Origin of the sequence: Pleurocapsa minor HA4230-MV1 (assembly GCA_019359095.1) — a bacterium.
GTDB classification, from domain to species: Bacteria; Cyanobacteriota; Cyanobacteriia; order Cyanobacteriales; family Xenococcaceae; genus Waterburya; species Waterburya minor.
This window is the reverse complement of record JAHHHZ010000036.1, coordinates 369,867-395,867: the sequence shown is the minus strand read 5'-3', so window position 1 is coordinate 395,867 and position 26,001 is coordinate 369,867. Positions and strand designations below refer to the sequence as shown.

Genomic DNA, 26,001 nt, shown 5'->3' with positions numbered 1-26,001 from the left:
CACTACAAGGTCACTAATGGAACTATGTTACATTCTTTGGGTACTCAAATTATTTTTAAATAAATAGCGGTAAAAAACCATATATCTTACGGTGTATTGATGAGATAGTCAGTTCACTCGCTAAATTGAATAAAAAAGTTTTTTGGCGCTCCAGGATTAAATTCAACATAAGTCGATAATCGATTCTTAGCTTTTTGATAAATCACCTAATCTGCTGTGGCCATTGCTAATTTAAAAAAAATACAATGGTAATCGTCACGATCGCCAGTCATCGTGAAAACTATCCACATTGATAATTAGCGATGATTAGCAAATCGATTTTCAAGCAGCACTATTTTCAGATCATACTACTGATCTTTGCTTGGCTTTTAGGCAATATCTGGACGTATCAATGGTTTATCGAATCATTACCAGATACCAATACTTTAAATTTAATTTTATTAACGATTGGTTTGATTGTTCTCTTAGCTCAGATAATTCCCAGGGATTTTTGCTCAACCGAATCACTCAGTCTACGCTTTGGGATCTATCCCTTCTTGTTGATGTTAGGGGGAGAAATCGGGGCAATTATTTTAAAATGGTCGCTGAATATTCCCCAACTAACCCTACTCTGTTTTATTCTAGGTAGCTATGGTTTGTTAGGCTTGTTTATTTCCAGTACAGCTTGGCATAGAGGTTTAAGTGTGGCGATCGCCATTGCTTGTATAATTCCTTTCTTAGTAGCTTTTAATAGTGGCTTAGGTTTTCCTGTCAGGGTAATTACTGCTCACGCAGTCGCTCAAGTATTATCAGATTTTCATCTGAGTGCTGTTTCCTCCCATGACATTATTGTGATGGAAAACGGGATTGCCCAGGTAGATTTACCCTGTAGTGGGATGAAAAGCCTTTGGACAGGGACAGTGTTTTTATTAGGGGCAACTTGGTTAGAAAGTCGTCAATTAGGATTTCGTTGGTTGCTAGTGGCGATCGCCAATTTGTTGTTTTTAATCGCTACTAATGTGATGCGAGTATTCATCTTAGTTTTGATAATTGAAGTTTTTCAACAACAGCAAATAGCCGATATTTTACACCTACCTTTAGGTATTGTGGGATTTATGCTCGCTAGTGCTTTAACCTGGATGTTATTACAAAAAGTACCTCAAGCTTCTCTGGATTTAGCCAAAATTGAAGAGCAAAAATATTATCAAGATAAGCATAAAAATATAAATTATCTAAATTACCAATGGTTGTTGTCACTAGTGATAGTTCTCGGAATTATTGGACAATTTAAACCATTTTCAGTAGACAATATTACTTTAAAATCTATTAATTTGCCTTCAGAAATAACCACCGAAAATTTAGCCTTAACCACCGCAGAAGCAGATTTTTTTGATAGCCCTGCTAACCCTCTGGTGCAGAAAATACGCTTTAAGAGCGATCGCTTGACAGGACGATACAAGCCCTCGAATGAATTCGGGGGACACGTCCTTACAGGTTCAATGTTGATGGTGGCAAGCGACACTTGGCAGTCTCACCATCCTCCCGAATTATGCTTTTTGGGTAATGGTTTCAAAGTGGATAAAATGAATTCGACCCTAATTAATGATTCTATCAATGCTCGCTGGCTATCACTACAAAATGGAAAACTTTCAGCAGTTTATTGGTTTCAATCTGAGCAAACAACTACCGATGATTTTGTAACTCGTATTTGGGATTATATTTCCCATCGTTATAAGACTTGGGTATTAGTATCAGTGTTATTTGATCGCGCTGAAAATCCCGATAGCCCTGAAATTAAAAACTTTAGTAATACTATCTACCAGACTATCAATAGTAACTACTTTAATCATTAGCGAGCGCTCATTACCAAAAAAGCTTTTAGCTTTTAGCCTTTAGCTTTATAAAATTACTTAAGTAAATAGCTAAGAACAAGGGTGAAACTCTTTACAAATTACTCATTAATTCTTGCCCACTCAATCAATGGAAAACCCAAAATCACTTCGTAATACTATCTGGCAAATTATCTTTTGGGGTTGGAATTTAATCTTTCTCAGCCTAGTTTATTTTGGCATTACACCTTTTATTGGCATTTTGCTAATTATCGCGACCTTTGATGGCACGATTCCCCTGGACTTTGCCTTAACTTTACTGGCATTAATTGCTGTCCCTACAGTCTCCACTATCTATGGAGCGAAATATCTGAGCAAACGACCTCAAGATCTCATGCGCTGGTTTTATGGTGTGGAAGCACCTCTAATTACTTGGTGTTTGGTACGGTTGTTTCTAATTCGGGAATTAACCTTTGCGAACACTTTTATTTTAGGGACTTTATTAGTTTGTATTGTGGCATTTGCGATCGAGGTTCTCCAAGGATACCGCGGTAATCTAAAGATTTTTTCTTGGGTACAGATGATTACCCATACCCTGATGTTATTTACTGGGATATATCTGGGGACAATCTTACTATTTTATGCCCTACCTGTTGCTGCCTATATTCTCATGGGAGTTTGTGGTTTAGCGATCGCATTTTTCTCTTTTAATTGGGTTGAGGGATTTTGGCATAGCTTAACTTCAGGTAGCTGGCTATGGTTTTCGATCGCGGGCATATTTTCTCTGGTCATGTTTAGCTTTAGTTCAGCTCTATTTGTCGGGATGCCCTTTGCGATCACGAACCTTTATCTCAACTCAGGCAAGAAAATTATTCAAGCTTTTGCCCAACAACATAGTAAACAAAAGGCTATACAAGTGGGAGTAGCTGTGGTAGCTACATGGCTAATTATTTTTAATATTTCTAATCAACAACCCCAGGTTAAAGCATTTAGCTTATTAGAACAATCATCCTTAAATAAACAAGAGTTGCTGGCTGCTTCTGGCACAATTCGCCAAGGACTAATTAACGCTAACCTTTATCCCTATCGTTACCTCAGCACGCGGTCAGGAAATAACCATATTTATAATATGTACAATTCCCTACTACCTGAGCCAATTTCTCGCTTCATGCAAGAGCGATATAACCAGCTTCTCTCACCGTTTCTATACCAAGGTTCTCGTGATGATGTTGATAAATCCGCCCAGCTTTATGCAGAATTCTTTGATACCCCAATCCAAAAAGCCGAACGTGATTCAGTCCGTCATGCGATTCAGTCTACTGCCATAGTAGATCAAGCAAAAGCAGGACTACTCAATATTGACCAGAAGAAAGTCTGGTTAGCCAAACAAGAAGTAAATATTGCACCTCACGGAAGTTGGGCGGATGTAGAAATTCACGAAGTCTATGAAAATCAGACTAATGATGTAGAAGAGATTCTTTACTACTTCTCCTTGCCCGAAAGTGCAGCTATTACAGGCTTATGGTTAGGAGACACAGAAGACTTAGATCGACGCTTTGCCTATCAAGTATCTCCCAGAGGGGCCGCCCAAGAAGTATATAATTCTCAGGTCAATCGTACTCGCCCTGTAGATCCTGCTTTACTCGAACAAGTTGGGCCTGGACAATATCGCCTCAGAGCTTTTCCTGTTCCTCCCAAAAGGACTGTGGGCCAAATTGAGATAGGATTAGATCGACCAAAAATGCATCTCTGGTTAACTTATCAAGTGATGCAGCAAGAGCAAGGTTGGGCATTACCTAGATTAGCTGAGAAGCGGAATATCTTTTGGACGTGGCAGACTCAGCGAATTCGCAATGGTCAAAAGCAATGGTTGTTTGCAGATGCTTGGCTAGAAGACTTTAGTGGTACGGGGAAAAATTTAGAGCGAGAAACCTATCAACTTAATTTAGAAGATGGATATAGTGTTGCAGTTAAACCCTTGAGCCAGCAAGATTATGCTCTACCAAAAAATCAAAAATACGCTTTAATCCTGGATAGTTCTTACAGTATGGGAAATCAGCTAGCAGAAGTCCAACAATCAATTGAATGGTGGCAAAAGAACTTAGATAGTCTTGCTAGTAATGATGTGGATTTATATCTCACTAATGCTGATCCTAAACAAGCTCAACGTCTAGAAGATTTTAACGATTTGCATCTAAATCAACTAACTTTTTATGGCTCTTTGCAAACTGATGAGATGCTATGGCAGTTTCAAATGCTGCGGGATAACCAAGATTATGATGCCGTCTTACTACTCACAGATGAAGGTAGCTATGAGCTAGCTTCAGATCGACCAAAGCTACCAGCAATAACTTCTCCTCTGTGGATGGTACATCTGGGCGGTCAGTTACCCAAAGCTTATGAAGATGATACCTTGCAAGCAATTCAAAATAGTCATGGGGGTGTCGCCACCAATCTGCCGACGGTAATCAAACGTTTGGCAACAGAACAAGCAGAGGTTAAGTCAGTGGTGGATGGCTATAGTTGGACTGTAACTAAATCAGACTCAAAGACCAACTCTAAACAGGGACTTGAGCCTATTGCTGCCCGTCAACTAGTCTTCAATTTAGGTCATCAAGATAAAAATCAGCAATCTATAGAGAAATTAGATGCTATCCATCAAATCGCGAAGCATCATAAGATTGTAACCCCCTATTCTTCAATGATCGTTTTAGTTAATGAGCAGCAAAGGGAGCAACTAAAAGCTGCGGAAGCGAAAGCAGACCGTTTTGAGCGAGAAATCGAAACAGGAACGGAACAACTAGACACCCCTTTTAATCCTTTTGAAACAGCGGAAATTTCTGGAGTTCCCGAACCCGATCTTTGGATCTTACTGAGCATAGTTGCCTTAGCACTGTTCTTGGTATTGCAAAAACAAAAGCTTAATGGTTCTTTAGAGGATTAACCACATTTGAGGATTTTAAGGAATTAAAATCTCTCTTACTTGGGTAATTAAATCTATGGCAGCTTGTCTAATCGTATCTTGACTCGCTGCTACTGCACCGTATTGATGAGGATACATAACCCCTCTAGAACTACTTACTACCGCACCTAAACCATCAGCATTAAAACAGGCTTTAATCCCCTCATTCCCGCCACCTTGTGCGCCAACCCCTGGAACGAGAAATAAGCTCTGGGGTAACTGTTTACGTAGCCTTTGCGCTGCTTCAGGATAGGTTGCCCCCACAACTGCACCGATACCGCTATAGCCAAATTCACCGATACTTTGATCTGAGGCTGGTTTAATTAGATCGGCAATAATTTCATACAGATATCTGCCATCAATCTTTTGTCTTGATGCGCGTTCCCTAGCGCCGTAAGACGGCGCGGGGTCGCATCGCTGTGACTGGACAATCGCTGCACCAGGATTGGAAGTTTTAACACAGACAAAAATACCCTTACCCCATTTAATTGCTTCGCTGAAAAAAGGCTCAAGACAGTCTTGACCCAAATAGGGAACAATAGTGATGGCATCAGCAGCTAAAGGACGCTCAGGTTCACGAGGTAAATAGCTTTGAGCATAGGCAGTAGCAGTGGAGGCAATATCCCCCCGTTTGACATCTAAGACTACTAATAAATCGCGATCGCGCGCTGCTTGAATGGTTTTTTCTAAGGCTACAATTCCCGCTGAACCAAATAATTCATAATAAGCACTCTGGGGTTTAACGGCAGGAACTAAATCGGCGATCGCATCTAATACCATCAGATTATATTGATAAATCGCTTCTGCACAGTCAGTTAGACTACTTTGTTGATGTATGCCCTGTTCTTTTAGCCAGCTTTCGGGCATCCTTTCTAAGGCAGGATCTAACCCCACAATACAAGGAGTATGCTTTTGCATGATTTGGGTAATTAACTGGTCAATAAATAATTTCATAAATCCTGTTACTCTAAATTGAAGACAAGAAAAAAGGTGAGTAATTTACCCACCCTGCAACACTGTTTTACTTAAAGCTTAGAGCTTAAAGCTTGGAGCTAATTCAGATCAACCCTTTTACATGGCTCATGATGCCTTCTGGATCTAATCCTTGATAAGAGAACTGTTCCCAAAGTCCACCACAGCCTTCTTCATGAACACCAAGATAGGCATATTTAGGGGTTAAACCACGTTCGAGCAACCAGGAACCAAAACGGCTACCTAAACCTGTACGACGGTTGAAAGATTCAACTACCAAGACAAAAGGCGCTTGACCAATTTTTGTCATCATCTCTTCATCAATCAGATTAAGAGTCGATTTGTTGATTAAACCAACGTTAATTCCTTCTTGCCTAAGACGTTCTACCGCATCCAAGGAACGATAAAGAGCATCGCCAAAGCTGACAATATAGCCTGCATCGCCTTCGCGAATCACCTCATCTTTACCAGGGGTGAAAGTATAATCGCCACCAAAATATTCTTTACCCGCATCATCGAGAATCATCGGCACTTTAGAACGGGTGGAGAAGATAAAGCGCATTCCAGGATCGTGGAAAACTTTGTTAACACAGGCAGTCATTTGGTGAGCATCAGCGGGGAAGTAGAGACGGGTTTCATAACCATCTTCTAAGCCGTTGTCTGCATACATATTGTTAATTCCGAAGTGACAGGTGTTGTCTGCCATATCGTCGATACCAGCGTGGGAGAAGTGGCACAAGAGATTAGACTTGTTGAGACGTGCCATAGTGATTTCCGAAACACACATTTCTAGAAAGGCGCTAAAGGTAGCAAAGACACCCTGTTTACCTTCTGCCATCCCAAAACCAGCAGCAGCGGAAAGATTACCCCGTTCCATGATTCCCGAAGGGATAAAGACATCGGGATAAGCATCGTGAATGGTTTTAAAACCGCAAGAACCTTCTAAGTCACTGTCAATAAAGATCACTTTCTCTTTCCGTTCAGCATCGCTCATTTTGCCGAGGACAGAAACTACCGCATCACCAAAGACGTTACGGTTAGAACCGAGTTTATCGCTCACTCCCAAGAACTTATAATCGTTGCTGGGTTTTTTTATATTTTTGAGGAAGTCGGCTGCTGCACCTTGATTATGTTGCTCTAAATAGGCGATCGCTTTATCTACCGAAATCACATCATGTCCGTGGGTAGTGCCTTCGATGCCTTCAATCCCAGGACACATCGGACGCTTATTAATTAGAGCCACAGGGCCATCACTCATCACCGCTGCGCACATACGGCTATAAAGAGAGTCCAGATCTTCGCCGTCGCCTTCATTAACTTCTAAACCGTGACCCGTTAGAGTTTTAGCTACATCGTAACCAGGTAGATAATCGGAGGGATGTCCAGCAATAGTTACATCGTTATCATCGATAAATAGCTTAACGTTGAGGTTTTGTGCCACTGCTAACCGCGCAGCTTCAGCGTCATTTCCTTCCTGTTGCGCACCATCAGAACCCAAACAAACAACTACTTTATCAGGATTAGCTAGGGCAATACCGTTAATGTAGGGCCACATATGTCCTAAACGACCAGAACTAAATTTAACCCCAGGAGTCAATCCCAACTCAGGGTGTCCAGGTAATTTAGAGTTAGCACCACGATAATTTAGTAAATCCTCTTGCGGTAAATCACCATGCAATGTTGCCATGAGATATTGAGTCGCCACCCGATGTCCTGCTTCATCAAAAAAGATGGGGACAAACTTATCAGGCGCACCACGGAAAAAAGCATCCAGAATCATTACTTCAGGAACAGTATCAAAAGGGCCTCCAGTATGTCCACCAACCCCTCTTGCTGCACCAGTAGCAGTAAAGAACACGATCGCCTCACGGCAGAGTTGAATATTAGCTGTCAATGCCGCTCTTTGTTCATCTGTCATCGCCTTGCTCGGATCTAAGGCTAAAGGTTTATAAGCACCTAAATCAATGGGAAAACGAGTAGTTGTTGCTGTCATGATTTATTTTATATATTGTGTGAAAAAATTGTAATTTTAATGTAACTTTTACAACTGTTACAACGATAATTTATTTCTGTTACGAACTTAGGGAAATTTGCTACTCAGAAAAAGCGATCGACAAGTTTAAGTTTATCGGGTTGTGGTAAATGAGGGAAATTTGTGTCGCAATCTGGAATAAACCGCTACAGATTTACTGTTTGCTATTTTACCAAAACTCTTTTTAATCACTCGAAGATTGAAACTGTAACTTGCCTGACTCGTTGACTAATCTTTGTTCTATAAATTCTAAACAATGGTTGTGTTCATCTGCCACAATCACTTTTGCCTGATGTCCCTGACTCATGACCTCAGAGCGATCGCGATATTCGTAGGCAATAATAATCAAAATATCCCCAGGCTGACAAAGTAAGGCAGCTCCACCATTGGGGCAGATTTCTCCCGATCCAGGTACTCCAGCGATCGCATAAGTAGACCAACGTTTACCGTTTGCCAGATTGATTACGTCTACTTCTTGTAGGGGCAGAATTCCTACCTTACTCATTAAATCTCGATCAATAGTGATACTACCGACATAATTGACATTAGCTTCTGTGACTCTAACGCGATGAAGCTTAGCGTGCATTAACTTGATCTGGCTCATCGATTCTCTCTTAACCTGACACTATCTATGATAAACCTTTAGGCAATAAACACTGGTCATCAAAAGAGATTCAATTTGTGTAACTGATGGCGAACAAATAGCAAATTAGGCTCTTTTACGCATTCTGCGGGACGCTATTTTAGCAGATTCTACCTTAGCGATCGCTTTGCTTAAGGGCATAATCCGAATCCGCCCATCAAAAGAATTCGCTTGATATACTTTATGCTGATTGAGGTCTATAGCAGTCATCCAGCCACTATTATGGTGATATGCTCCTGTTTCAATATCTAGCCAGCCTTTGCCTGCTGCAATTTGTCCTGGTTTAACTCCTGGGAAGGTAAAAGTGATAGTATGCCCTGTGATAATCAGCTTATTTTTAAATATGGCTCGATCGTTACCATGAAAATCTTCTCTGATCCAGCAAAACTGTTCGGCATTCTGTTGAGCGAGAGGAACATTAGGATCGACTCCTGCATGAACCAGCCAATAGTCTCCCAGATCGAGATATAAAGGCAAACCCTTGATCCAATCGATATGCTCTTGAGGAATTTTGCTGTCGTAGCTATCCACCGTAGCGTGACCACCACTGTAAAGCCAGCTTTGATACAGATCGACTGAGACTTCTCCTGTGCCAACTACATCCAAGAGCATTTCTTCATGGTTGCCGCGTAAACAATGAAACTTATTCCGCATGACCAGATCTACTACCTGGGCGCTTTTAGGCCCGCGATCGATTAAGTCGCCCAGAAAGTATATTTCATCTTTGCTAGTGGGTGAAACTGCGTCTAGTAGGGCAATTAAAGTGTCATAGTGTCCGTGTACGTCACCAATAACAATTCGGCGGTTTTTAGTCATGCTTGCTGGTTTGACAATGTGCATTCTTGACAATTAATTTTTACTACTAACAGTTTTACTAATAATAAAAGGAAATTGTTAACTTACTAGTAAGTATTCCCGTTTAATTCAAGATGATGTGCATATAATCAAAATAAATTTTTGCTTGACTATTCGAGACAAACTATCTGGACAATAAAGCAAAATAAACGTTCTTTAGTATAAGAAGATTATGATGAATCGAGTAGTCACTTACAGCACAAATGCTACTATTAAAATTCTGCAACAGCCTTCAAACCCTGAGTGGATCGAAACAGCGATCGCTAACCTCGATACTATATTATTAGATCATTCTCACTGTGAGCGCAAAGCAGCAGGGGCAGCAATTAATCTCATGTTTCGCTATCCTGCTCACCAGAAATTAGTGCGTCAATTAACTGCGATCGCTCAAGAAGAACTCTCACATTTTGACCAGGTAAATCAATGGTTAGAAAAACGTAATCTTCCCTTAGCAGCTTTAAATGCTCCACCTTACTTTGCTCAGCTAAAATCCCAGGTACGCCACCCCGAACCAGAACGCCTAGTTGACCTGTTGCTAATTTTGGCAATTATCGAAGCTCGTTCCCATGAAAGACTAGGATTAATTGGAACATATTGCCCCGATGCTGAATTAGCCAAGTTTTATCGTAGTTTGATGGCATCAGAAGCCCGTCATTACGGCATCTATTGGTTACTAGCATTAGAATATAGCGATCGCCCTAAACTTGAGCGTCGATTAACCGAATTAGGGGAATATGAAAGCAGTATTTTGGCAACGATGCATCCTGAACCCAGGCTACATAGTTAGGCAATGAGCAGTAATGAGTAATGAGTAATGAGTAATGGGTAATGGGTAATGGGTAATGGGTAATGAGTAATGAGTAATGAGTAATGAGTAATGAGTAATGAGTTTCAGCCCAATTAAACTGCTTACCACAAAGTTATTTTTGAGAATCGGATTTAGTATCAGTAATTAGTCATCAGTAATCAAAACAGTGAACGAAGAATATCAAAACTTCACGATTAGAGATTGGCAACAGAGCGATCGCGCCTCAGCAGCAGGAGTGATTAAGACGGTGCTAGAAGAGTATGGTTTGCCTTGGCAGCCTGAATTGGCAGATCGAGATGTAATTGAGGTGGAACAGGCCTATTTAAAGACTGGAGGTGAGTTTTGGGTAGTGGAGCAGGATGCAATTGTGGTCGGCACAGCGGCATATCAACCGATAGCTAGAGGACAAAAGGCGGTGGAAATTCGCAAAATGTATCTGCTACCAGAAGTAAGAAGCAAAGGACTAGGAAGATATTTATTGCTAAAACTAGAGAAAGCGATCGCTATTAAAAATTATCAAGAAATTTGGCTGGAAACCGCAACAATCTTAAAAGAGGCAGTAAAATTATATGAGCGTAATGGCTATGAACCCGCCGAAGGTGTGGAAACCGCAAGATGTGATTTGATTTATCTTAAACGGTTACCCACTAAATGAATACTAGAATAGATCGCAAGTAGATTATGTTTTTACTCGCTGGAGATATTGGCGGCACAAAGACGATTTTACGTCTGGTGGAAGTGACCGAAGTTACTCTTACCGAAAAGACTTTTAAAACTGTTAAGGAAGCCCAGTATATAAGTGCTAATTTTCCCGACTTAGTACCAATGGTGCGCGGGTTTTTAGCGCAAGATGAATATATTAAGCCACAGTTGGCTTGTTTTGCGATCGCAGGGCCTGTAGTCAATAATACCTGTCACTTAACTAACCTAAAATGGGTGCTAGACACTCAACGGTTACAAACAGAATTGGATATCCCCAGAATTAATCTACTGAATGATTTTGCTGCCAATAGCTTTGGTATATTGGGCTTAAAAGATTTTGATGTCCATACCCTACAAGAAGGAGAAGCCAGAGAAAATTCGCCCATCGCCGTCATTGGTGCAGGAACAGGTTTAGGGCAGGCTTTTCTAGTTCCCCAAGGTAAGAAATATCAGATCTTTGCCAGTGAAGGGGGACATACAGATTTTGCTCCCCGTAATGATTTGGAGATGGAATTACTCAAATATTTACGTCAAAAATTAAATATTCAACATATCTCGGTTGAACGAGTAGTTTCGGGTCAAGGAATTACCTCAATTTATCAGTTTTTGCGCGACAGTGGTTATGGGGTTGAATCTTCGACAATAGCTGAAAAAATTAGACTGTGGGAACAGGAAGCAAAAAAGACGATCGACCCCGCAGCGATAATTTCTCAGGCAGCTTTTAAACAAAGCGATCGCCTCTGTGAAAAAACTATGGATGTCTTTATTGAAGCCTATGGCGCAGAAACGGGAAATTTAGCTCTAAAATTACTTTGTTACGGCGGGATTTATATTGCAGGGGGAATAGCTGCTAAAATTTTGCCGCTGATGCAAGATGGCAGATTTTTGCAAACGTTTAAGGATAAAGGTCGAGTTAGTACCTTAATTGAAAAAATTCCCGTTCACATCGTCTTAAGTCCCCAAGTTGGTTTGGTAGGCTCGGTGTTATATGCCTTGCAGCATCAAGAATGATTACTGATTATTTGCGACGCGAAGCTAGTCCTTTAGGGCGAAGCTTATGCTAAAGCATTTGCGAAGCTTATCCTTTAGGACTAGCTACGCGTCGTCCTTTAGGACTAATTACTAATTACTGATTACTGAGAATTACGGCGTTGCTAAATCGAGGTATACCATTTGCGAAGCTTATGCTAAAGCACTAGCTACGCGTCGTCCTTTAGGACAAGGGTACAATGTGACGTTTTGAAATTGTTATATTGTATTGAATCAAAAAGCTAAAAGCTAAAAGCTAAGAGCTACGAACAGTATTATTTTGTACGTCATGCTTTCAATCAGCAACGCCAGAATTACTTGTTATTTAATAAAAGAGTGGTTTGAGTGAAGTTGGGTTTGCTGATGCGTCGATTGACTCGATTGGGAATGGCGTAATCGTACATTACATGGGCTTTACCCACTAGGACAACGATTTGGGTATCAGGGTATTTTTGATAGTCAAGAGCGATCGCTTCTGCCATAGTTTCATCCCATAATACTTGGGCGGCAAAGAAGTTATCTGCATCCGTACTGTTGCCCTGTCCCTCTTTTGCGTGCTGTTGATAAATTTCTGTTAGTCTTTGACGGTATAGGGTATTGTCTAGCTTAATGTCTTGCAGGGGTGGAATATAGCGAAAGTCACTTTCTACAAGACTATTGATACCTGATTCGGCTACTTTTTGGGTAATTTCAGCGGGAGTATTAAGAGCGATTAGAGAAATTTCCTGGGCTTTAGCAAAACGTAGAATCGGCGCATAAAATTCCCAATCAAAACCCCAACGTGTGTCATATTCAGTTTGTTTTCTTAGTTGCTCTTCGCTAATTATTCCTGCTAGATAGCGGTCTAACATGGGTTGAAATGGACGCTGAAACATTTCCATGGCGATCGCTAATTTTTTGGCCGAATCAGCTTTAGCTAGATTATCTTGGAGTTGAGTAATAATTTCTAGCTGTTGTTGGTGGATAGCAGGACTATCATGGTTTTCCCCCAAATAAATCACATCATTTTGTTGAATTTGATTTAAATTGTAAGTATTTATTTCTGGAACTGGTTGAGCAGTAGCAATTAAACTTTGAGGAGATTGAGTAAAAAAGAATCCTGCTAAAAATATTCCTGTCACATAAATAACGGAGGACGATTTGAACTGCATTATGGCAAGTTTGGGTTGATGATCTAGTTATTAGTTATGACTAGAAATATTTAGTAATTAACTGTGATATTTGTTGAGGCTTTACCTTACTATAACGATTTCGGTTGGGCATAACTAGATTGGGAGCTTGCTTACATTGTTTCAAACAACCAGTGGTTTTAATTGCTACGTCATCGATTATTCCTTTTGCTTGTAGTTCAGCTTTTAACAATTCATAAGTGGCCCTTCCTCCTTTATTCCAACAGCTTGAGCCTTGGCAGACTAGTATCTGAGCTTTTGATTTGTGAGTTTTAATTACGGTATTGCTGGAGGTTGCTTGTTCTGGCAGCAATTCTATACTGTAAGCTTTATAACTAATCTTTGCCTGATGTAGTTTATTTTTGCGCATCCCCGCCACTTTTAAATAGCAACCAGGTTTGAGATATTGACTCAGAACATTTGCTTGTTCTTTAGCCACTTCAATCGTATAGTCTGCTTCTGGGGTAGATAGATACAAAGATTTGACGCGACCTTTGGAACTGACCACAAAATCTTCTAACCTACCAACAAGCATAAATTCGGAAACTAGAGGCTGTACTGCGACCATGGGCTAAATCTTGTATAAACATCTGCGCAACTCAATTTTTATTCTAATTGATTTTAATTATCAATAAACTAAACAAAAATTTTAAATGCCCGTTGTAGTAAATTAATAACTTTTACAAAAACAAAACTCTATATTGTACATGCTCTTGAAATTATTACAAATGCACTACGCTGACTTTAGTAAGCTTGTGTTTCTTCAACTACATCCCAAGCAGCTTCACATTCTCGATCTATTTCTGTTTGTGCATCCAAAGCTACGCGACTGTGTAGTAGAGTTTCCTGAATTTTTAATGAGAGGCTATCAGAAGCAGATTGTGATGATATCTTGGACTTCATAATTAGATCGGTTACAGAAATTATTCCTCGAAGATGCTCCTGAATTACTGGTGCTCTGCTGATTCCTGTTTCGGCAAATAGTCGAGCCACATTCTTTAAATCTAAATCGGGATTGACCACAATGCAGGGTTTAGTCATAATCTGGTAGATCATCACCGATTCAGGATCTACATCTTGGGTGGCTACTTTATAAATAATGTCTGTTTCAGTAACAATTCCGTAAGCGCCGTCTTCACTGGGTTCAACTATTAAAGAACGTACTTTTTTATCCTGCATTAAGGCGATCGCTTCTGCCACAGTTGCCAAGCTATCGATCATAAATACGCTGGTAGTCATTATATCTGCTGCTCTCATTTCCTTTCTCCGTTAGTGTCAATCTACTCGAAACCACAGAAAATATGGGTGTCAAATCCAGTAATTCTTTATTTATAAATGAGCAACTTGAGAAACTTGTGAAGATGAAATAATTAAATAAAATTTTGGCGTTGGTGATTTAATGGCTGAAAGTAAGTGTCTATCTCCCTAACTTATTGGGAATTCCCTCACATCCTCCTGGTACAGTTGAGCGAGACTTTTCGCCACACCAAGAGCAGATATAGTAACGCTGTTCATCACTTAAGCGTTTAATTCCTGAAAAATTAGCTTTTTCCACAACCACACCAGTATGTTTTCCTGTTTCATAGTCAGGCTGTACCGTAATACTACGAGGAGTTGCGGTTTCTACCGACCCATAAAATAGGCGAGCGCCCTTAATATCTGCTCCAGCTAGATTTGCTTCATACAATACAGTACGAGCTAAATTTGCTTTAATTAAGTCGCAATGACTGAGATTGGCTCTCACCATATTAGCTTCACTTAAGTCTGTCCAGCGGAGGTCTTGTCCGACTAAATATGCTCCTGCCAGCATCACTCCTAGATCGATTACCCTAGTACCATGGGCGCGATCTTCAGAATACCCACCACTACCATCTAAAATCGCTCTACCAAGGAGATTATCTCGTTTGAGGGGAGTCAATAAACGGGATTGAGACAGAAAACGCAGAACTTTAGCTTTCCCGTTTTCATCAATACTAGAGACAATTGAGGCGGTTCTACCTTCGGCGATCGCTCTTTCTTGCGGCCAGTCTTCTAATAAACCTTCGTCATTTAAGGTCAGGTCAGAAATACCCTGAAAATAAGTATCAATCGTCTGCTGTTGAGTAATTCGGTTTTGCTGAATCGTTAAATCCTTAGAAATAACGTATTGCGCCCAAGCGACATAAACCGCCAACATCGCAATTAAAATTTGTCCGACAGCGCCGATCCATTCTGCCCAAGAGCCAAATTCATCGTATTTAAACTGAGTAAGCCAACTGCCAATGTTGCTGTAAAATCCTAAATAATTAAGCAGCCCAGCGATCGCTCCAACAAAGCCGATAAAAGCCAAGATGGTTCTTCTTTCTTGAACTGTGAGGAATTTAATCACCCAGCCTCGAACCGAGCCAAATACGACTCCTAGAGAAAGACACAAAGCAGCGATCGCACTTGCCAACCCCAACCAAGAAAGTCTAAACCAGAGACCTAAACCCATCAACAAGAGACTAATTAAAATCAATTGTGATTGGGAAAAACTAATTTTACGACCAGTATTTTTTTGAGGAACTGGCGATCGCCTCAGTCCAGGAGATTCTAAAGACTTTGATTTGACTAGAGATAACGATTCTTCCTCTAGATCGACCTTGCCGTTTTCCAGCTCTGTTATATTTTCTGGATTAATATCTGGATTAATATCTGAATTAATATTCGAGGTGGAATCAGTCCTGTCCTTCATTCTTGATAAATTTTTGACATAATATTTTTTAGACCATATTCAAGTCCAGCAGCAATCTTTAAGCTCAGGGATGATCATTTGTTTTAAGTCGGCTGATATCCCCGATCCCACACAGAAATAATAATGCGACCTTGAGCATCTCGCTGAACTTTACCTTCTAAATTATCCAGCTTAAAAAAACTGAAGCTAGTTTCACGATTGTAAACGCTACGTAACTTGTCTCTGATATCGGCAGGAGCCTCCCCCCCGAGCATTTTAGCTAAAGTTTGCTGCATTGCACCCAAGCTAACCGCTTGATCTAGGGCAACATCTGTTTGTCGAATCTTGCCTGTCTCATCAGATTGATAACTAAGATTAACGCGATCGGGAATCACATCATAGTAAACTAGCACCTTACTATTTGCCTGCCAGCCTTGTCTTTCTGAATTCGGCTTACCCAAAGTACTCACGAGTTGACTTTCCGATATTCCAGTGGTGAGGATGGGAATATTTAGTTCATCTGTCGGCTCTAAATCAGCATTAGCTAAAGTTTTTGGCTCTTTTTGCTCGGCTTTTGGCTCTTTTGTGAGTTCAATTTCAGCTTGTTGGGCTTGCTGTTCGGCTTTTAACTTGGCTTCGGCTTGCTGTTCGGCTTTTAGCTTAGCTTCGGCTTCAGCTTTTAACTTGGCTTCGGCTTGCTGTTCGGCTTTTAACTTGGCTTCGGCTTCGGCTTGTGCTGTTTCACCTTCGTCCGTATTAGAAAATAAATCGGGCTGCCTATTTGCTGTCTCAACTTCTGCTGTTGGAGCATCTCCAGGCGATCGCCAGAGATTAGAAACTACCACAAACCCCGCAGCAAATGTCCCCGCTGCCACTCCTGTAGCGACCAGAAGAAATAAACCAACTGTATTCCAGATATTTTTCTGGGGGCGCTTTAAAGGTCTTGATTCAAATGCCAAGGTGTTGTGAGCATTCGTGAGTAATTCCCGATTGTCAGAACCTCGATTGGGGGCAACATTTAAGGTGACTCCTGTCAGATTATTAGGCTTATTAGCAATGTCTTGATTTAGGGCAGCTAACATTTCTTGAGCAGTAGCAAAGCGATCGCGAGGATGAAACCTAACAGCACGAGTAATGATGTCAGCTAATTCAGGATCTAAATTAACCGCTTTTTCCTGCCAGATAATTTCACCATTACGAGGATCGGTTTCTAGTTCATTAGGAGCTAGTCCTGTCAACAAAAAAATTGCCGTTAAGCCCAAACTATAAAGATCGCTAGAATAAATCGGACGACCTGCTGCCTGTTCCGAGGACATATAGCCAGGAGTTCCAATCGAAGCGGAATAGGTACTATTATTGCCGTTAACCTCTGTAGCGATCGCTTCTTTAACTGCACCAAAATCGATTAAAAATGGCAGTCGATCGCCCTTACGCAGAATAATATTTTCTGGCTTAATATCTCGATGAATAATTCGACGGCTATGAACATAGTCGAGAACAGGTAAAATCTGCTTGAGAATCTGTCTTACTTCATCACGATGCAGATTGCCTTCTTGCTCCCAATATTGATTGAGAGTTAATCCTTCAATCCATTCCTGGACTAAGTAAAATTTGTCCCCTTCAGAAAAATAAGCATAAAGCTGAGGAATTTGACTGCTACCGTTGCCCAACTCTTCCAAAATGGCTGCTTCGCGCTGAAAACGCTCTTTCATCCAGGGCGGCATTTTGGGCTGCTTAACAATCGGTTTTAGCTGCTTGAGGACACACTTTCGTCCCGACGGCATATGGTTATCTTCAGTAAGATAAGTTTCGCCAAAGCCGCCTCTACCCAGAGTTTTAATAATGCGATAGCGGTTATTTAATAGTGCTGTCATATTTATTTGAGATGAACGGCTATTGATCTAAAAACAACTCGACTATTCCTATTTTAAAGCGGGCGAAAGATAACGACGAACTTAAAGAGCGACTATGAGCTTATTTGAGATCTAATAAACCTTTTTCTTTGAGCTTAGGATTAAATCTAATTTCCATTTGAACTCCGCGATCGCTTAAGCGGCTGAGTATTTGAGCCTCTACTCGTCTGGCAACCTGCTTCCGTATTTTAATTTGCTTTGATTCTTCGCTCTGTTGATATTGTGCCTTTTCTTCCTCTGTCATAGCGGGGTTGGCATCAATTGGCTCAGTCCAAAGGTGCTGCTGTGTATCGTTACCGATAGGAGTCTTACCATTTTCAGCGATCCAAGCTGAGGCAATTTCGGCTAAAACTGTTCGACTCGGACGGGCGATCGTTTGGATCTTAAGCCAATGACAATGCTGGGGTTGTCTAATTAAATGTTGCTTGAGGCTTAAATATACGTCACGGGAATATCCAACATAGACCAAGGACTGATCTTGAGCAAAAATGGCATAAACTCCAATTTTACCCGATACGTCTTCATTAATGTGACCATCAGCCATTAAATATGGTTGGTATTCCAGACTAGCTAGAGATGCTGTTTCGGTTTGAATAGACATGTTTATCTGGCTTTAATAAGACTGTAATTTAAGACTGTGATTGGCGATCGCAGTCTGTGGTTAAATTAACAGCACCTAAGCTTTGGTGGAGGTGTGCAGAGATTAAGTTGCTGAGTAATTTTAGTAATTAATAGTTAACTTTGCGGTAGATAGCGCATAAGCGACTAGGCTGAAAAATTTTGGCTTGAAACATGAAGTTAGGGGGGACGTTGATAATTATATATTCGCTGTTGTTGTGATACTGTTCAAACTCTCTAGGCATCCCTTTTGGTGTCTGTTGACTATAGGGTACTGGTTGAAACAACAGATCGGTAAATTTAATAGTAGTTTCGTGTAATTTTTGACTAATTTGTTCGGTAAATGTCTGATTAGTTAACAGACTAAATAAAATTTCTTTGGCTTGGGATTCTAAAGTGAAAGTTGCGTCAAAGTTTTTGACTATTCTTAAACCCATTGTTTAAATGTCGATAGTTTATCGATAATATATCAGGACTATTCAAGATAGTATCAGAAATTTTCGTTGAATTATTAGCTGTTAATTTTTCGTATTCAAGAGCAATAAATCAAGATAAAACATTTGTCTCTATTGAGTTTGAGGCTCGATTTTTGATTATTAATTATCGCTGCAATTGTCAAGACATGGCAAAATTTTACTCAAGCAGCTTGAGCAGTTTAAAGCTTATTTAAATAACTAAGTAGGTCTGCCATTTCTTGTTGGCTAGGCTGAAACTTTGGCATGGGGGGAGTTCTGCCACTGGTTACTTGAGTAATTATATCTCTTGGTGATTTCCGCTTAGAAATATGTTCTAATCTTGGCCCAACACTTCTTTGTGCTTGTAGATTATGACATCCCGCACAGTTGATCTGAAAAATAGCCAAGCCATTTTGAGGATCTCCATCAAGGGTCAAAACTTGATAAGCGTAAGGGTCGGCAGATCTTTGCCAATAGATACCCAGAATGCCAAAGCCGATCACCAATAATACTGCCATGATGATTATTGTCAGGCGACTTAGCCAAGCGTAGGATTGGGCTAACTGGTTATCCACTATATAATTTTAAAATTACGAATGTTTACTTATGTTTACCATGATTAATAAACTAACTTATAATCTTAACTAAAGGCTAGCTAACAAATCAGTATTTCAGGTTGAAACCACCGATTATTAGCATCAGGCTAAAAGCTCAATTAGATTAGAAGCTGCTCTTTTCGCCAAGAGTTATAGATGAGCTTGCCAATATTAGCGTAGGATATAGTCAAATTAGATAACTTTTTAGGAGACACCTTGTGATTGAACCTCTACTTCTAGGAATTGTACTGGGCTTGATTTTTATCACCTTAGCAGGATTATTTTTTGCTGCGTACATGCAGTACAAACGCGGTAACAAGCTAGGTATTGACTAAATATCTAACCTATGATTAACCAGCTTATTTTTAACTACAAAAGTTAGTAGCCAATATTAATCACCAACTAACTAAGGGTGAAGAGACAAAATATGTTTCTTCATCTTTTTTAGTATAAGTACATAATCTATTACTTCTGGTCAGAAGAGACAAAATTTTGGATAAACTTTAGATCTGGGGTTTGACCATGAGGCTCAAGCTCAGCATGTCGATAATCTAAAGAGCCTGATAGCTTGATTTTGATATAGCTGTCAGGCTTAAAAGGCAGCAGTTGTGACCATTCGATCGCCGTAATTCCTGGTACGACTTCTTGACCTTCCCAATAGATTTCGGGGTAGAGACTATCTATTTGGCTAGGTTCGAGGCGATATAAATCTAGGTGATACAGAGGAATACGACCATCTAGATATTCGTTGATCAGGTTAAAGGTGGGGCTAACTATCGGTTCTTCAATCCCTAAACCGCGACCAATCCCTTGAACTAAAGTAGTTTTTCCCGCACCCAAGTTACCCATCAGTAACAGTGTTGAACTAGGAGGCAAATGTTCACCTAATAGACAGCCAAAATCAAAAGTAGCTTTGAAAGTAGGCAAGAAAATTTTTAACACGAATTAAAAACTGTTGTTGAGGAAATAAAAAGCTTAAACTTGCGGTTGATTGTCTTAGTCAAACCAAGACCAACTGGAATCTGAGCAAAAGTTCATTAAAAGTTTATCTTATTTGACCCCAAGCAATACACTTCCTTTATATTGAATTGATATATTTATAAATAAGCCAAGTAACTTTAAGTTGGGATAACAAAGTAAAGCGGACTAATCAGACTGTAATGCTTTGTTACTCCCCTTTATTTTTTTTACTACTAATAATATACTTCAATTACTTTGAGTAAGAGCCAGGTAAAACGCTAAACAGTTAGTTATATAGCCGTACGTAAAAGCGTTATGACATTTCTGAAATACTATTTTTTATTTCCTATTTCCTATTTCCTATTTCCTACTTCCTACTTACGAGCCGATTACTATTAATGTCCTAATCTAACTTTGTACGGCTATATTTTCGGTTGCCATTTGCCACTATACCAACGCAACAAAACTCTAGCAAGCTGACTAGAACTGTGACGCACATGACCTCTAACCGAATCTTCTTCCATCACGTTTGCCATAACTATTCTACGGTTAAGTTTAGCAATTTCGTGGCGGTCTAAATCAACAGGATGAGAGTTTTCTAAAGCATAACGCTCTAAAGATACAGCGCTAGGAGGTTTGCGATGGACTAAAACCGCATCAAACAACTTGCCTTTACTAATGCGATCGATTTCCCTAATGTGATCGGCAACGGTGTAACCTTCTGTTTCCCCAGGCTGAGTCATAATATTGCAGATATAAATGCGGGGAACATCAGCCTTGGCGATCGCATCGCGAATTTCAGGAACCAATAGATTTGGCACAATACTGGTATAAAGACTGCCAGGGCCAATAATAATATATTCCGCTTCTTCAATTGCCTTGACGGCGGAGGGTAGGGCAGGAGGGTTAGCGGGAATACAGCCAATATTTTTAATTCTACCTTTGGCTTCAGGAATGTTAGACTCTCCCTCAATCAGTCTGCCATCTTCCATTTCTGCCCATAAGCTAACGTCACTGAGGGTAGCAGGCAAGACTTTGCCGCTAATGGCTAAAACCTTCGAGCTAGCAGTTGCCGCCTGTTCTAAGTCCCCTGTAATCTCGCTCATCACCGTGAGAAACAAATTACCAAAGCTATGTCCGACTAGTCCGTCGCCTGCCTTAAAACGATATTGAAATAGCTCGGTGAGCAATTCTTCTTCATCAGCTAAGGCTGCCAAACAGTTACGGATATCTCCTGGGGGTAATACGCCAATCTCTCTTCGGAGTCTACCTGAAGAACCTCCATCGTCGGCTACGGTAACGATCGCCGTAATATTGCTGCTATATTCTTTAAGTCCCCGCAATAAGGTCGATAAACCAGTGCCACCACCGACGACCACAATTTTGGGGCCACGGTTAAGACGACGACGATCTAGCAACATATCTACTAGTCCTTTGTCCTTATCTACCCCTAATACATCGGTAATTGAACCCATAGTGCGCGACTGTCCCCAAATAATTAGAAATATTCCCGTCATTAAAACAACTGGGCCTGAAATATAGTTGGGAACAACAGTAGTTAAAAATTCGAGAATATTCGCCGTAAAAGACAGTAAACGATAGATTGGCGTCATCTTACTCCAGATCGCCGAACCAATTACCGCTAGGATGAAACCAGTAGCACTAATGAGTAACCATCTTTTAATAAATAATCCAGGAGACAACCATTTAAACAACCGATTACGGCGACGAAGTTTTTTCTGATGGGGGGATGAATTTTTCATCTCAAGTAATGGCTGTTTTCGAGATAGATACCAGAGTCGTTAAGATAAACATATCCTATCGTGCTGTAATTGAGTTGGCAGGTAGCCATAGTCAAGAGTGCAATCTTCAAAATAGAGTTTATGGTTTTAAGGTTAATCGGATCTGGCTCAAATGGAAATTAAAATCTTAGGATTAGATCCTGGAATCGCTATTTTGGGCTTTGGTAGCATTATTTGTCAGATCTCGGCAGAATTTAACTTAGATGCAAGAGTACAACTTCAAGATTACGGCATTATTGAAACCGCTGCCAAGACACCTTTTAGCGATCGCCTTTGTACGATTTATGATGACCTCCATGCTGTAATTGCCGAGATTAAACCCGATCTCGTGGCAATAGAGAAATTATTTTTTTATCGCATGAGCCATACCATCACCGTCGCTCAAGCTAGAGGAGTTTTAATGTTGGTTTTAGGGCAGTCTGGTTTACCTTATGTAGAATTTACCCCACCAGAAGTAAAGAAAGCTTTGACAGGCTATGGTAACGCTCAGAAGATAGAGGTTCAAGAAGCAGTGGCACGAGAACTTGCTTTAGACTTTATTCCTCGTCCTGATGATGCTGCTGATGCTCTGGCGATCGCTTTAACGGCTTGGTTTCATCAGAGTGTTTATCCAATAAATTAGTTAAACATAAATTTTTGTTTTTTTTGCTCAATCATACAAAAACTAATCGACTCGAACTTGTTTGCGCCACTTAATAACTGCTTCTAAAGGATCGCTGATAACTACATATTGTGCCAATAAAGTTAAATCTAAATCTGGTAATAATTGACTTTGTATTTGCTGTTGATAGTTATTATCTTGCAAACAATAAATTTTAAGCTGTTGATCCTGCCAGAACCATACTTCCGCGACACCCAAACGCTGATAAATCTCTAGAGTATCAACACCGCCACTGGTATAAATAACTTCAATTGCCAGATCGGGAATATCTTTATCTGTACCGATACAATAACACTCGTCTGGTTCTTTTCCTGCTTGCTTATCTTCTTTACGAAAAGTAGTTGAACCCAATCCCCAAAAACGAATACGATTCTCTTCTAGATAAACTTCTAATAACCTGGCGATCGCTTTTTTATCTAATTCATGACTACGACTGGGCGACATAATTTCTAAAGTTCCTAATAAGTAAGCCACTCGATAACTAGAACTATCCCCCAATGATGTCAGAAGTGACTCATAAGCTTGCCAAGTTACATTAGAAGTTAGGAATTTTTCTTCGCGATCGCTAGCATCAAGTTGAAAAAAATCTCTTAATAATGCCGAAGTCATAATTTTATGGGATCATTTTGGGGTTACTCAAATTATAGTTCTTCTGTATTTTGTGTAATTAAAGAGCGCTTGCGTTACTTCTTATGTACTAAAACACCACTCTTTAATTTTCTTAGCTAAGGAAAGAGGTAGTGGATATTCGCATTCATCGGCACTCCACCAATGAACAGATCTTAAATGATGTGCGATCGCATGATGTAAGATAAATTTGTCTGGCGATGGCGTAGCTAAAATATTGTGAGAGCGAGGTTGTGGCATTTTCCAATCAGTATTAGGAGATGGACTTTTAGTCTCTCCTTTAAAATCAGTATAAGATTCGACACGACTGGTAGTTTTTATTTGCTTGCTAAGTGTCTGTGGTTTGGGCGCAACACTTAATATAGTTCGAGTAAGTGGAATATTATTGATCTCGCAGTTTGGAGCAATAAATATTCCCTGCGCAAAAGATGCTGATTCTGGATTGAATTTGGCTGTAAAATCTTCATCTTTTGTTTCTAATCCGTAGCCTTGTGCCACTTCATTACTCTCTGAATCTCGAACTCGCATAATAGTGATTTTCTTAGTTGGTGGATTATCTTTGTCAAATTTTCCATCTTGTAACCATTGCCAATATGTTCGAGCATTTTGCTCGTGAGCATATAGATAGATGTTGTCCGCATCGGAATAATTAATACTAAGTTGTTCTAGCATTGTATTGACGGTACGTTCATCCTGCCGAGTCGTATTTTTGGTATTATTCGCTAAATGACAGATAGATTGAGGAAAAGAACGCAGTTTTGTATCTTGTGCTGGTAATAAAACCTTAATCTCATTTTTGTAGATAACCACTAACACTGGTTCGTTAAAGCTTTGGCTAGAAGTTGCTTTGTTGCGGGAGATGACATAAAATCCCGCATAAACGTTATTATCTTCGGATGTAGTTAAAGGATAATGTCGATCAAATGGCATTATTGCATCTAAAATCGACGATAAAGCTCGATTTAAAAGACTTTTTTTAGCTTTTTTATCTAAAGTAGCTTCTTTGGTTTCTTTATCGATATTTTCGGCAGAAACAATACATTGAGGAATGAGATTGTATTTTGGCAGTTCTGATTTAATGTAAGATTTTGGATCGGCATCGCCATTATATAAAGGATGATGTGAAGACAAAATTTCTACTATGATTGGCTCAGGATTCTCTGGCTGATATTGTTCACCGAACTTTTTAATATGTTTTAACTGAGGAATTTTTTTGTTTTTGGAGTCTTTCTTTTTAGATTTTTCGTACTGTATGGGATCGGCTAAACTTTGTGACGAATAGAATTTTAGTTTTAAGCTATCTCCAAAATAATGATTGGCAACTTTTTCGATAGCATCTTTTGTTTTAGAATCAGCCAAACTGCATACATGAAGGGTTATATTGTTTGCTCTTTGTTGCAGAAACTCTTTAAATTCTTCAGTTAATTCTGGTAGTTGATTTTGAGATGGTTTTTGGAGCTTAGGATTTTTGATGAATTGCCTTTTAATCGATTTATCAGCATCCTTAGATTTTTCTTTTATTACGTCATTATCTTTAATTGCTGATATTTTTTGCCAAGGTTTAGTTAAAGTTGCGCCCGCAGGAAGAAAGGCAATAATTTGTTTTAATAATCTTCTACTATCAGAAATAGTGAATCCTGTCCCCCATCCTGCTTTTTGCCAGCTTCTGGCAGGTATGAGAATATCTGTCTTTTCTGTTTCTATATAATTCAGAGGATTTTGGAGAACATCTTCTAGATCGGGAATATCTACTGATAGCTTTTCTAGTATTTCGAGAATTTTTTTGTCTTTCCAGCGACGCTCAAATTTTTTCTCGTCTGCGCCTGTAGAGTTATTAGACTCGCTTCTACCGTGACTTTCTCTTCTAAAGTTTTTAGCTTCTAAAACAGTAAAAGCATTTGGTTCAAGAAGATTAAAATTTCCTGACCAAGAAGTTAATCGACGAATATAACAATGGGTGGTTTTGGTTTGTAAATTAATGTCTACATTTTCTCCTCTTTTGACTACCCAACGTTTCATCTTGAAATGAATATTAATTCTTCTATCGGAAAAATCGCTTTGGCTAGATATGATAATTCCAAGAGAAGATTTATAACCGCTAGGAGTAGAAAAAGGTGGCCAAGAAACTAACTCTACAGTATTCCCTTTTCTTCCTGGAGCAAACAGTAAATTGAATTCATTATTGCCCAGCTTGTATCTATATTCTCCATCCTGATATTTACTTAAATGTTTTGCTACTGACCAGGCTGGCGACCACCATTCTAATTGTTCTGGGGTTGCAGACTTCCACTCAAATTGATTAGGAGTACATAAAGATTTTAAATATTGATGTTCTAATTCTGGATACCAAACTTCAACCCATTTGCTGAATATCAAAGATAAAATTTTAGGGTCTATCGGTTCGTAAGCTAAAAAAGCTGCTGGGTTAGGCTGACCGTCAACAACAAGTTTATTAATGACTCTGATTTGAGGTAAAAGTAAACGTAGTATATCTAACAAGGAATTTGTTGGGGCGTTTTCTTGTTCTTCTCCGTAACTACTTTTAAATCGTTTTAAGTTAGGAAATGGCATTACCCAACCAGCAATATCTTTAGTTAAGGCCTCAATATATTCAAAATAAATTGGTTGAAAATGATTGTATCTCTGGTTTTTTGCCATAATTTACTTTGGTTAGTCGATATTTTATTTTTATGCCAT

At 39.7% G+C, this 26,001-nt stretch carries 23 protein-coding genes; 7 read left to right on the top strand and 16 right to left on the bottom strand.

Translation table 11 applies throughout. From position 1 onward, the window contains the following. Window positions 1–302: 302 nt before the first annotated feature. On the top strand, window positions 303–1,832 hold the full coding sequence (gene xrtO, locus KME09_25745; protein ID MBW4537344.1) for an exosortase O: 1,530 nt from the start codon (window positions 303–305) through the stop codon (window positions 1,830–1,832). Between the two features lie 127 nt (window positions 1,833–1,959). Further along, the gene (locus KME09_25740) at window positions 1,960–4,752 is read left to right on the top strand and encodes a TIGR02921 family PEP-CTERM protein (GenBank protein ID MBW4537343.1); all 2,793 of its coding nucleotides are present in this window, start codon (window positions 1,960–1,962) and stop codon (window positions 4,750–4,752) included. Window positions 4,753–4,767: 15 nt separating this feature from the next. Here the strand turns inward: KME09_25740 and pyrF are convergent, their stop codons facing one another. The 4 genes from pyrF to KME09_25720 all read right to left on the bottom strand — a co-directional run bounded on the left by pyrF (window position 4,768) and on the right by KME09_25720 (window position 9,233). Beyond that, the gene (gene pyrF / locus KME09_25735; protein ID MBW4537342.1) at window positions 4,768–5,724 is read right to left on the bottom strand and encodes an orotidine-5'-phosphate decarboxylase; all 957 of its coding nucleotides are present in this window, start codon (window positions 5,722–5,724) and stop codon (window positions 4,768–4,770) included. Between the two features lie 103 nt (window positions 5,725–5,827). Continuing rightward, the gene (locus tag KME09_25730) at window positions 5,828–7,735 is read right to left on the bottom strand and encodes a transketolase (GenBank protein ID MBW4537341.1); all 1,908 of its coding nucleotides are present in this window, start codon (window positions 7,733–7,735) and stop codon (window positions 5,828–5,830) included. 223 nt (window positions 7,736–7,958) lie between these two features. Then, window positions 7,959–8,378, bottom strand: coding sequence for an aspartate 1-decarboxylase (locus KME09_25725; protein MBW4537340.1), 420 nt, complete (start codon window positions 8,376–8,378; stop codon window positions 7,959–7,961). A 105-nt stretch (window positions 8,379–8,483) separates the two neighbouring features. Continuing rightward, complete coding sequence (locus tag KME09_25720; GenBank protein MBW4537339.1) at window positions 8,484–9,233, bottom strand: serine/threonine protein phosphatase; 750 nt, start codon at window positions 9,231–9,233, stop codon at window positions 8,484–8,486. Window positions 9,234–9,444: 211 nt separating this feature from the next. Here KME09_25720 and KME09_25715 point away from each other — a divergent pair, with 211 nt between their 5' ends. From KME09_25715 to KME09_25705, 3 genes are all read left to right on the top strand, one after another. Beyond that, window positions 9,445–10,059, top strand: a complete 615-nt coding sequence (locus KME09_25715; protein ID MBW4537338.1) for a tRNA-(ms[2]io[6]A)-hydroxylase — start codon at window positions 9,445–9,447, stop codon at window positions 10,057–10,059. Between the two features lie 187 nt (window positions 10,060–10,246). Further along, complete coding sequence (locus tag KME09_25710) at window positions 10,247–10,735, top strand: GNAT family N-acetyltransferase (protein ID MBW4537337.1); 489 nt, start codon at window positions 10,247–10,249, stop codon at window positions 10,733–10,735. 26 nt (window positions 10,736–10,761) lie between these two features. Then, window positions 10,762–11,793 (top strand): glucokinase, encoded by a 1,032-nt coding sequence (locus KME09_25705; GenBank protein MBW4537336.1) that lies wholly within the window; start codon window positions 10,762–10,764, stop codon window positions 11,791–11,793. A 332-nt stretch (window positions 11,794–12,125) separates the two neighbouring features. Here the strand turns inward: KME09_25705 and KME09_25700 are convergent, their stop codons facing one another. The 8 genes from KME09_25700 to KME09_25665 all read right to left on the bottom strand — a co-directional run bounded on the left by KME09_25700 (window position 12,126) and on the right by KME09_25665 (window position 19,233). After that, window positions 12,126–12,962 carry a ChaN family lipoprotein gene (locus KME09_25700; GenBank protein MBW4537335.1) on the bottom strand — a complete coding sequence of 279 codons (837 nt, stop codon included), beginning with the start codon at window positions 12,960–12,962 and terminating at the stop codon, window positions 12,126–12,128. A gap of 40 nt (window positions 12,963–13,002) precedes the next feature. After that, window positions 13,003–13,548: a (2Fe-2S) ferredoxin domain-containing protein gene (locus KME09_25695; protein ID MBW4537334.1), complete on the bottom strand. Its 546-nt coding sequence runs from the start codon at window positions 13,546–13,548 to the stop codon at window positions 13,003–13,005. A 176-nt stretch (window positions 13,549–13,724) separates the two neighbouring features. Continuing rightward, entirely contained in the window at window positions 13,725–14,237 is a 513-nt protein-coding gene (locus tag KME09_25690; GenBank protein MBW4537333.1) for a CBS domain-containing protein, read from the bottom strand. 160 nt (window positions 14,238–14,397) lie between these two features. Next, a complete protein-coding gene (locus KME09_25685) occupies window positions 14,398–15,693 on the bottom strand; it encodes a pentapeptide repeat-containing protein (GenBank protein ID MBW4537332.1) in 1,296 nt (431 codons plus the stop codon). A gap of 83 nt (window positions 15,694–15,776) precedes the next feature. After that, window positions 15,777–17,546, bottom strand: a complete 1,770-nt coding sequence (locus KME09_25680) for a protein kinase (protein MBW4537331.1) — start codon at window positions 17,544–17,546, stop codon at window positions 15,777–15,779. A 100-nt stretch (window positions 17,547–17,646) separates the two neighbouring features. Then, window positions 17,647–18,186, bottom strand: a complete 540-nt coding sequence (locus tag KME09_25675; GenBank protein ID MBW4537330.1) for a GIY-YIG nuclease family protein — start codon at window positions 18,184–18,186, stop codon at window positions 17,647–17,649. Window positions 18,187–18,313: 127 nt separating this feature from the next. Next, complete coding sequence (locus KME09_25670; protein MBW4537329.1) at window positions 18,314–18,640, bottom strand: hypothetical protein; 327 nt, start codon at window positions 18,638–18,640, stop codon at window positions 18,314–18,316. Between the two features lie 218 nt (window positions 18,641–18,858). Continuing rightward, on the bottom strand, window positions 18,859–19,233 hold the full coding sequence (locus KME09_25665) for a cytochrome c (GenBank protein MBW4537328.1): 375 nt from the start codon (window positions 19,231–19,233) through the stop codon (window positions 18,859–18,861). A 239-nt stretch (window positions 19,234–19,472) separates the two neighbouring features. Here KME09_25665 and petG point away from each other — a divergent pair, with 239 nt between their 5' ends. Continuing rightward, window positions 19,473–19,589: a cytochrome b6-f complex subunit PetG gene (petG, locus tag KME09_25660; GenBank protein ID MBW4537327.1), complete on the top strand. Its 117-nt coding sequence runs from the start codon at window positions 19,473–19,475 to the stop codon at window positions 19,587–19,589. A gap of 130 nt (window positions 19,590–19,719) precedes the next feature. On the opposite strand, the gene tsaE is transcribed toward petG, so the two are convergent. After that, the gene (tsaE, locus tag KME09_25655; GenBank protein ID MBW4537326.1) at window positions 19,720–20,196 is read right to left on the bottom strand and encodes a tRNA (adenosine(37)-N6)-threonylcarbamoyltransferase complex ATPase subunit type 1 TsaE; all 477 of its coding nucleotides are present in this window, start codon (window positions 20,194–20,196) and stop codon (window positions 19,720–19,722) included. Window positions 20,197–20,636: 440 nt separating this feature from the next. Continuing rightward, window positions 20,637–21,977, bottom strand: coding sequence for a YvcK family protein (locus KME09_25650; protein ID MBW4537325.1), 1,341 nt, complete (start codon window positions 21,975–21,977; stop codon window positions 20,637–20,639). A gap of 151 nt (window positions 21,978–22,128) precedes the next feature. Here KME09_25650 and ruvC point away from each other — a divergent pair, with 151 nt between their 5' ends. Continuing rightward, a complete protein-coding gene (gene ruvC, locus KME09_25645; GenBank protein ID MBW4537324.1) occupies window positions 22,129–22,638 on the top strand; it encodes a crossover junction endodeoxyribonuclease RuvC in 510 nt (169 codons plus the stop codon). 42 nt (window positions 22,639–22,680) lie between these two features. On the opposite strand, the gene KME09_25640 is transcribed toward ruvC, so the two are convergent. Then, on the bottom strand, window positions 22,681–23,286 hold the full coding sequence (locus tag KME09_25640) for a Uma2 family endonuclease (protein MBW4537323.1): 606 nt from the start codon (window positions 23,284–23,286) through the stop codon (window positions 22,681–22,683). Between the two features lie 81 nt (window positions 23,287–23,367). Next, on the bottom strand, window positions 23,368–25,962 hold the full coding sequence (locus KME09_25635; protein ID MBW4537322.1) for a DUF3893 domain-containing protein: 2,595 nt from the start codon (window positions 25,960–25,962) through the stop codon (window positions 23,368–23,370). Window positions 25,963–26,001: the final 39 nt, after the last annotated feature.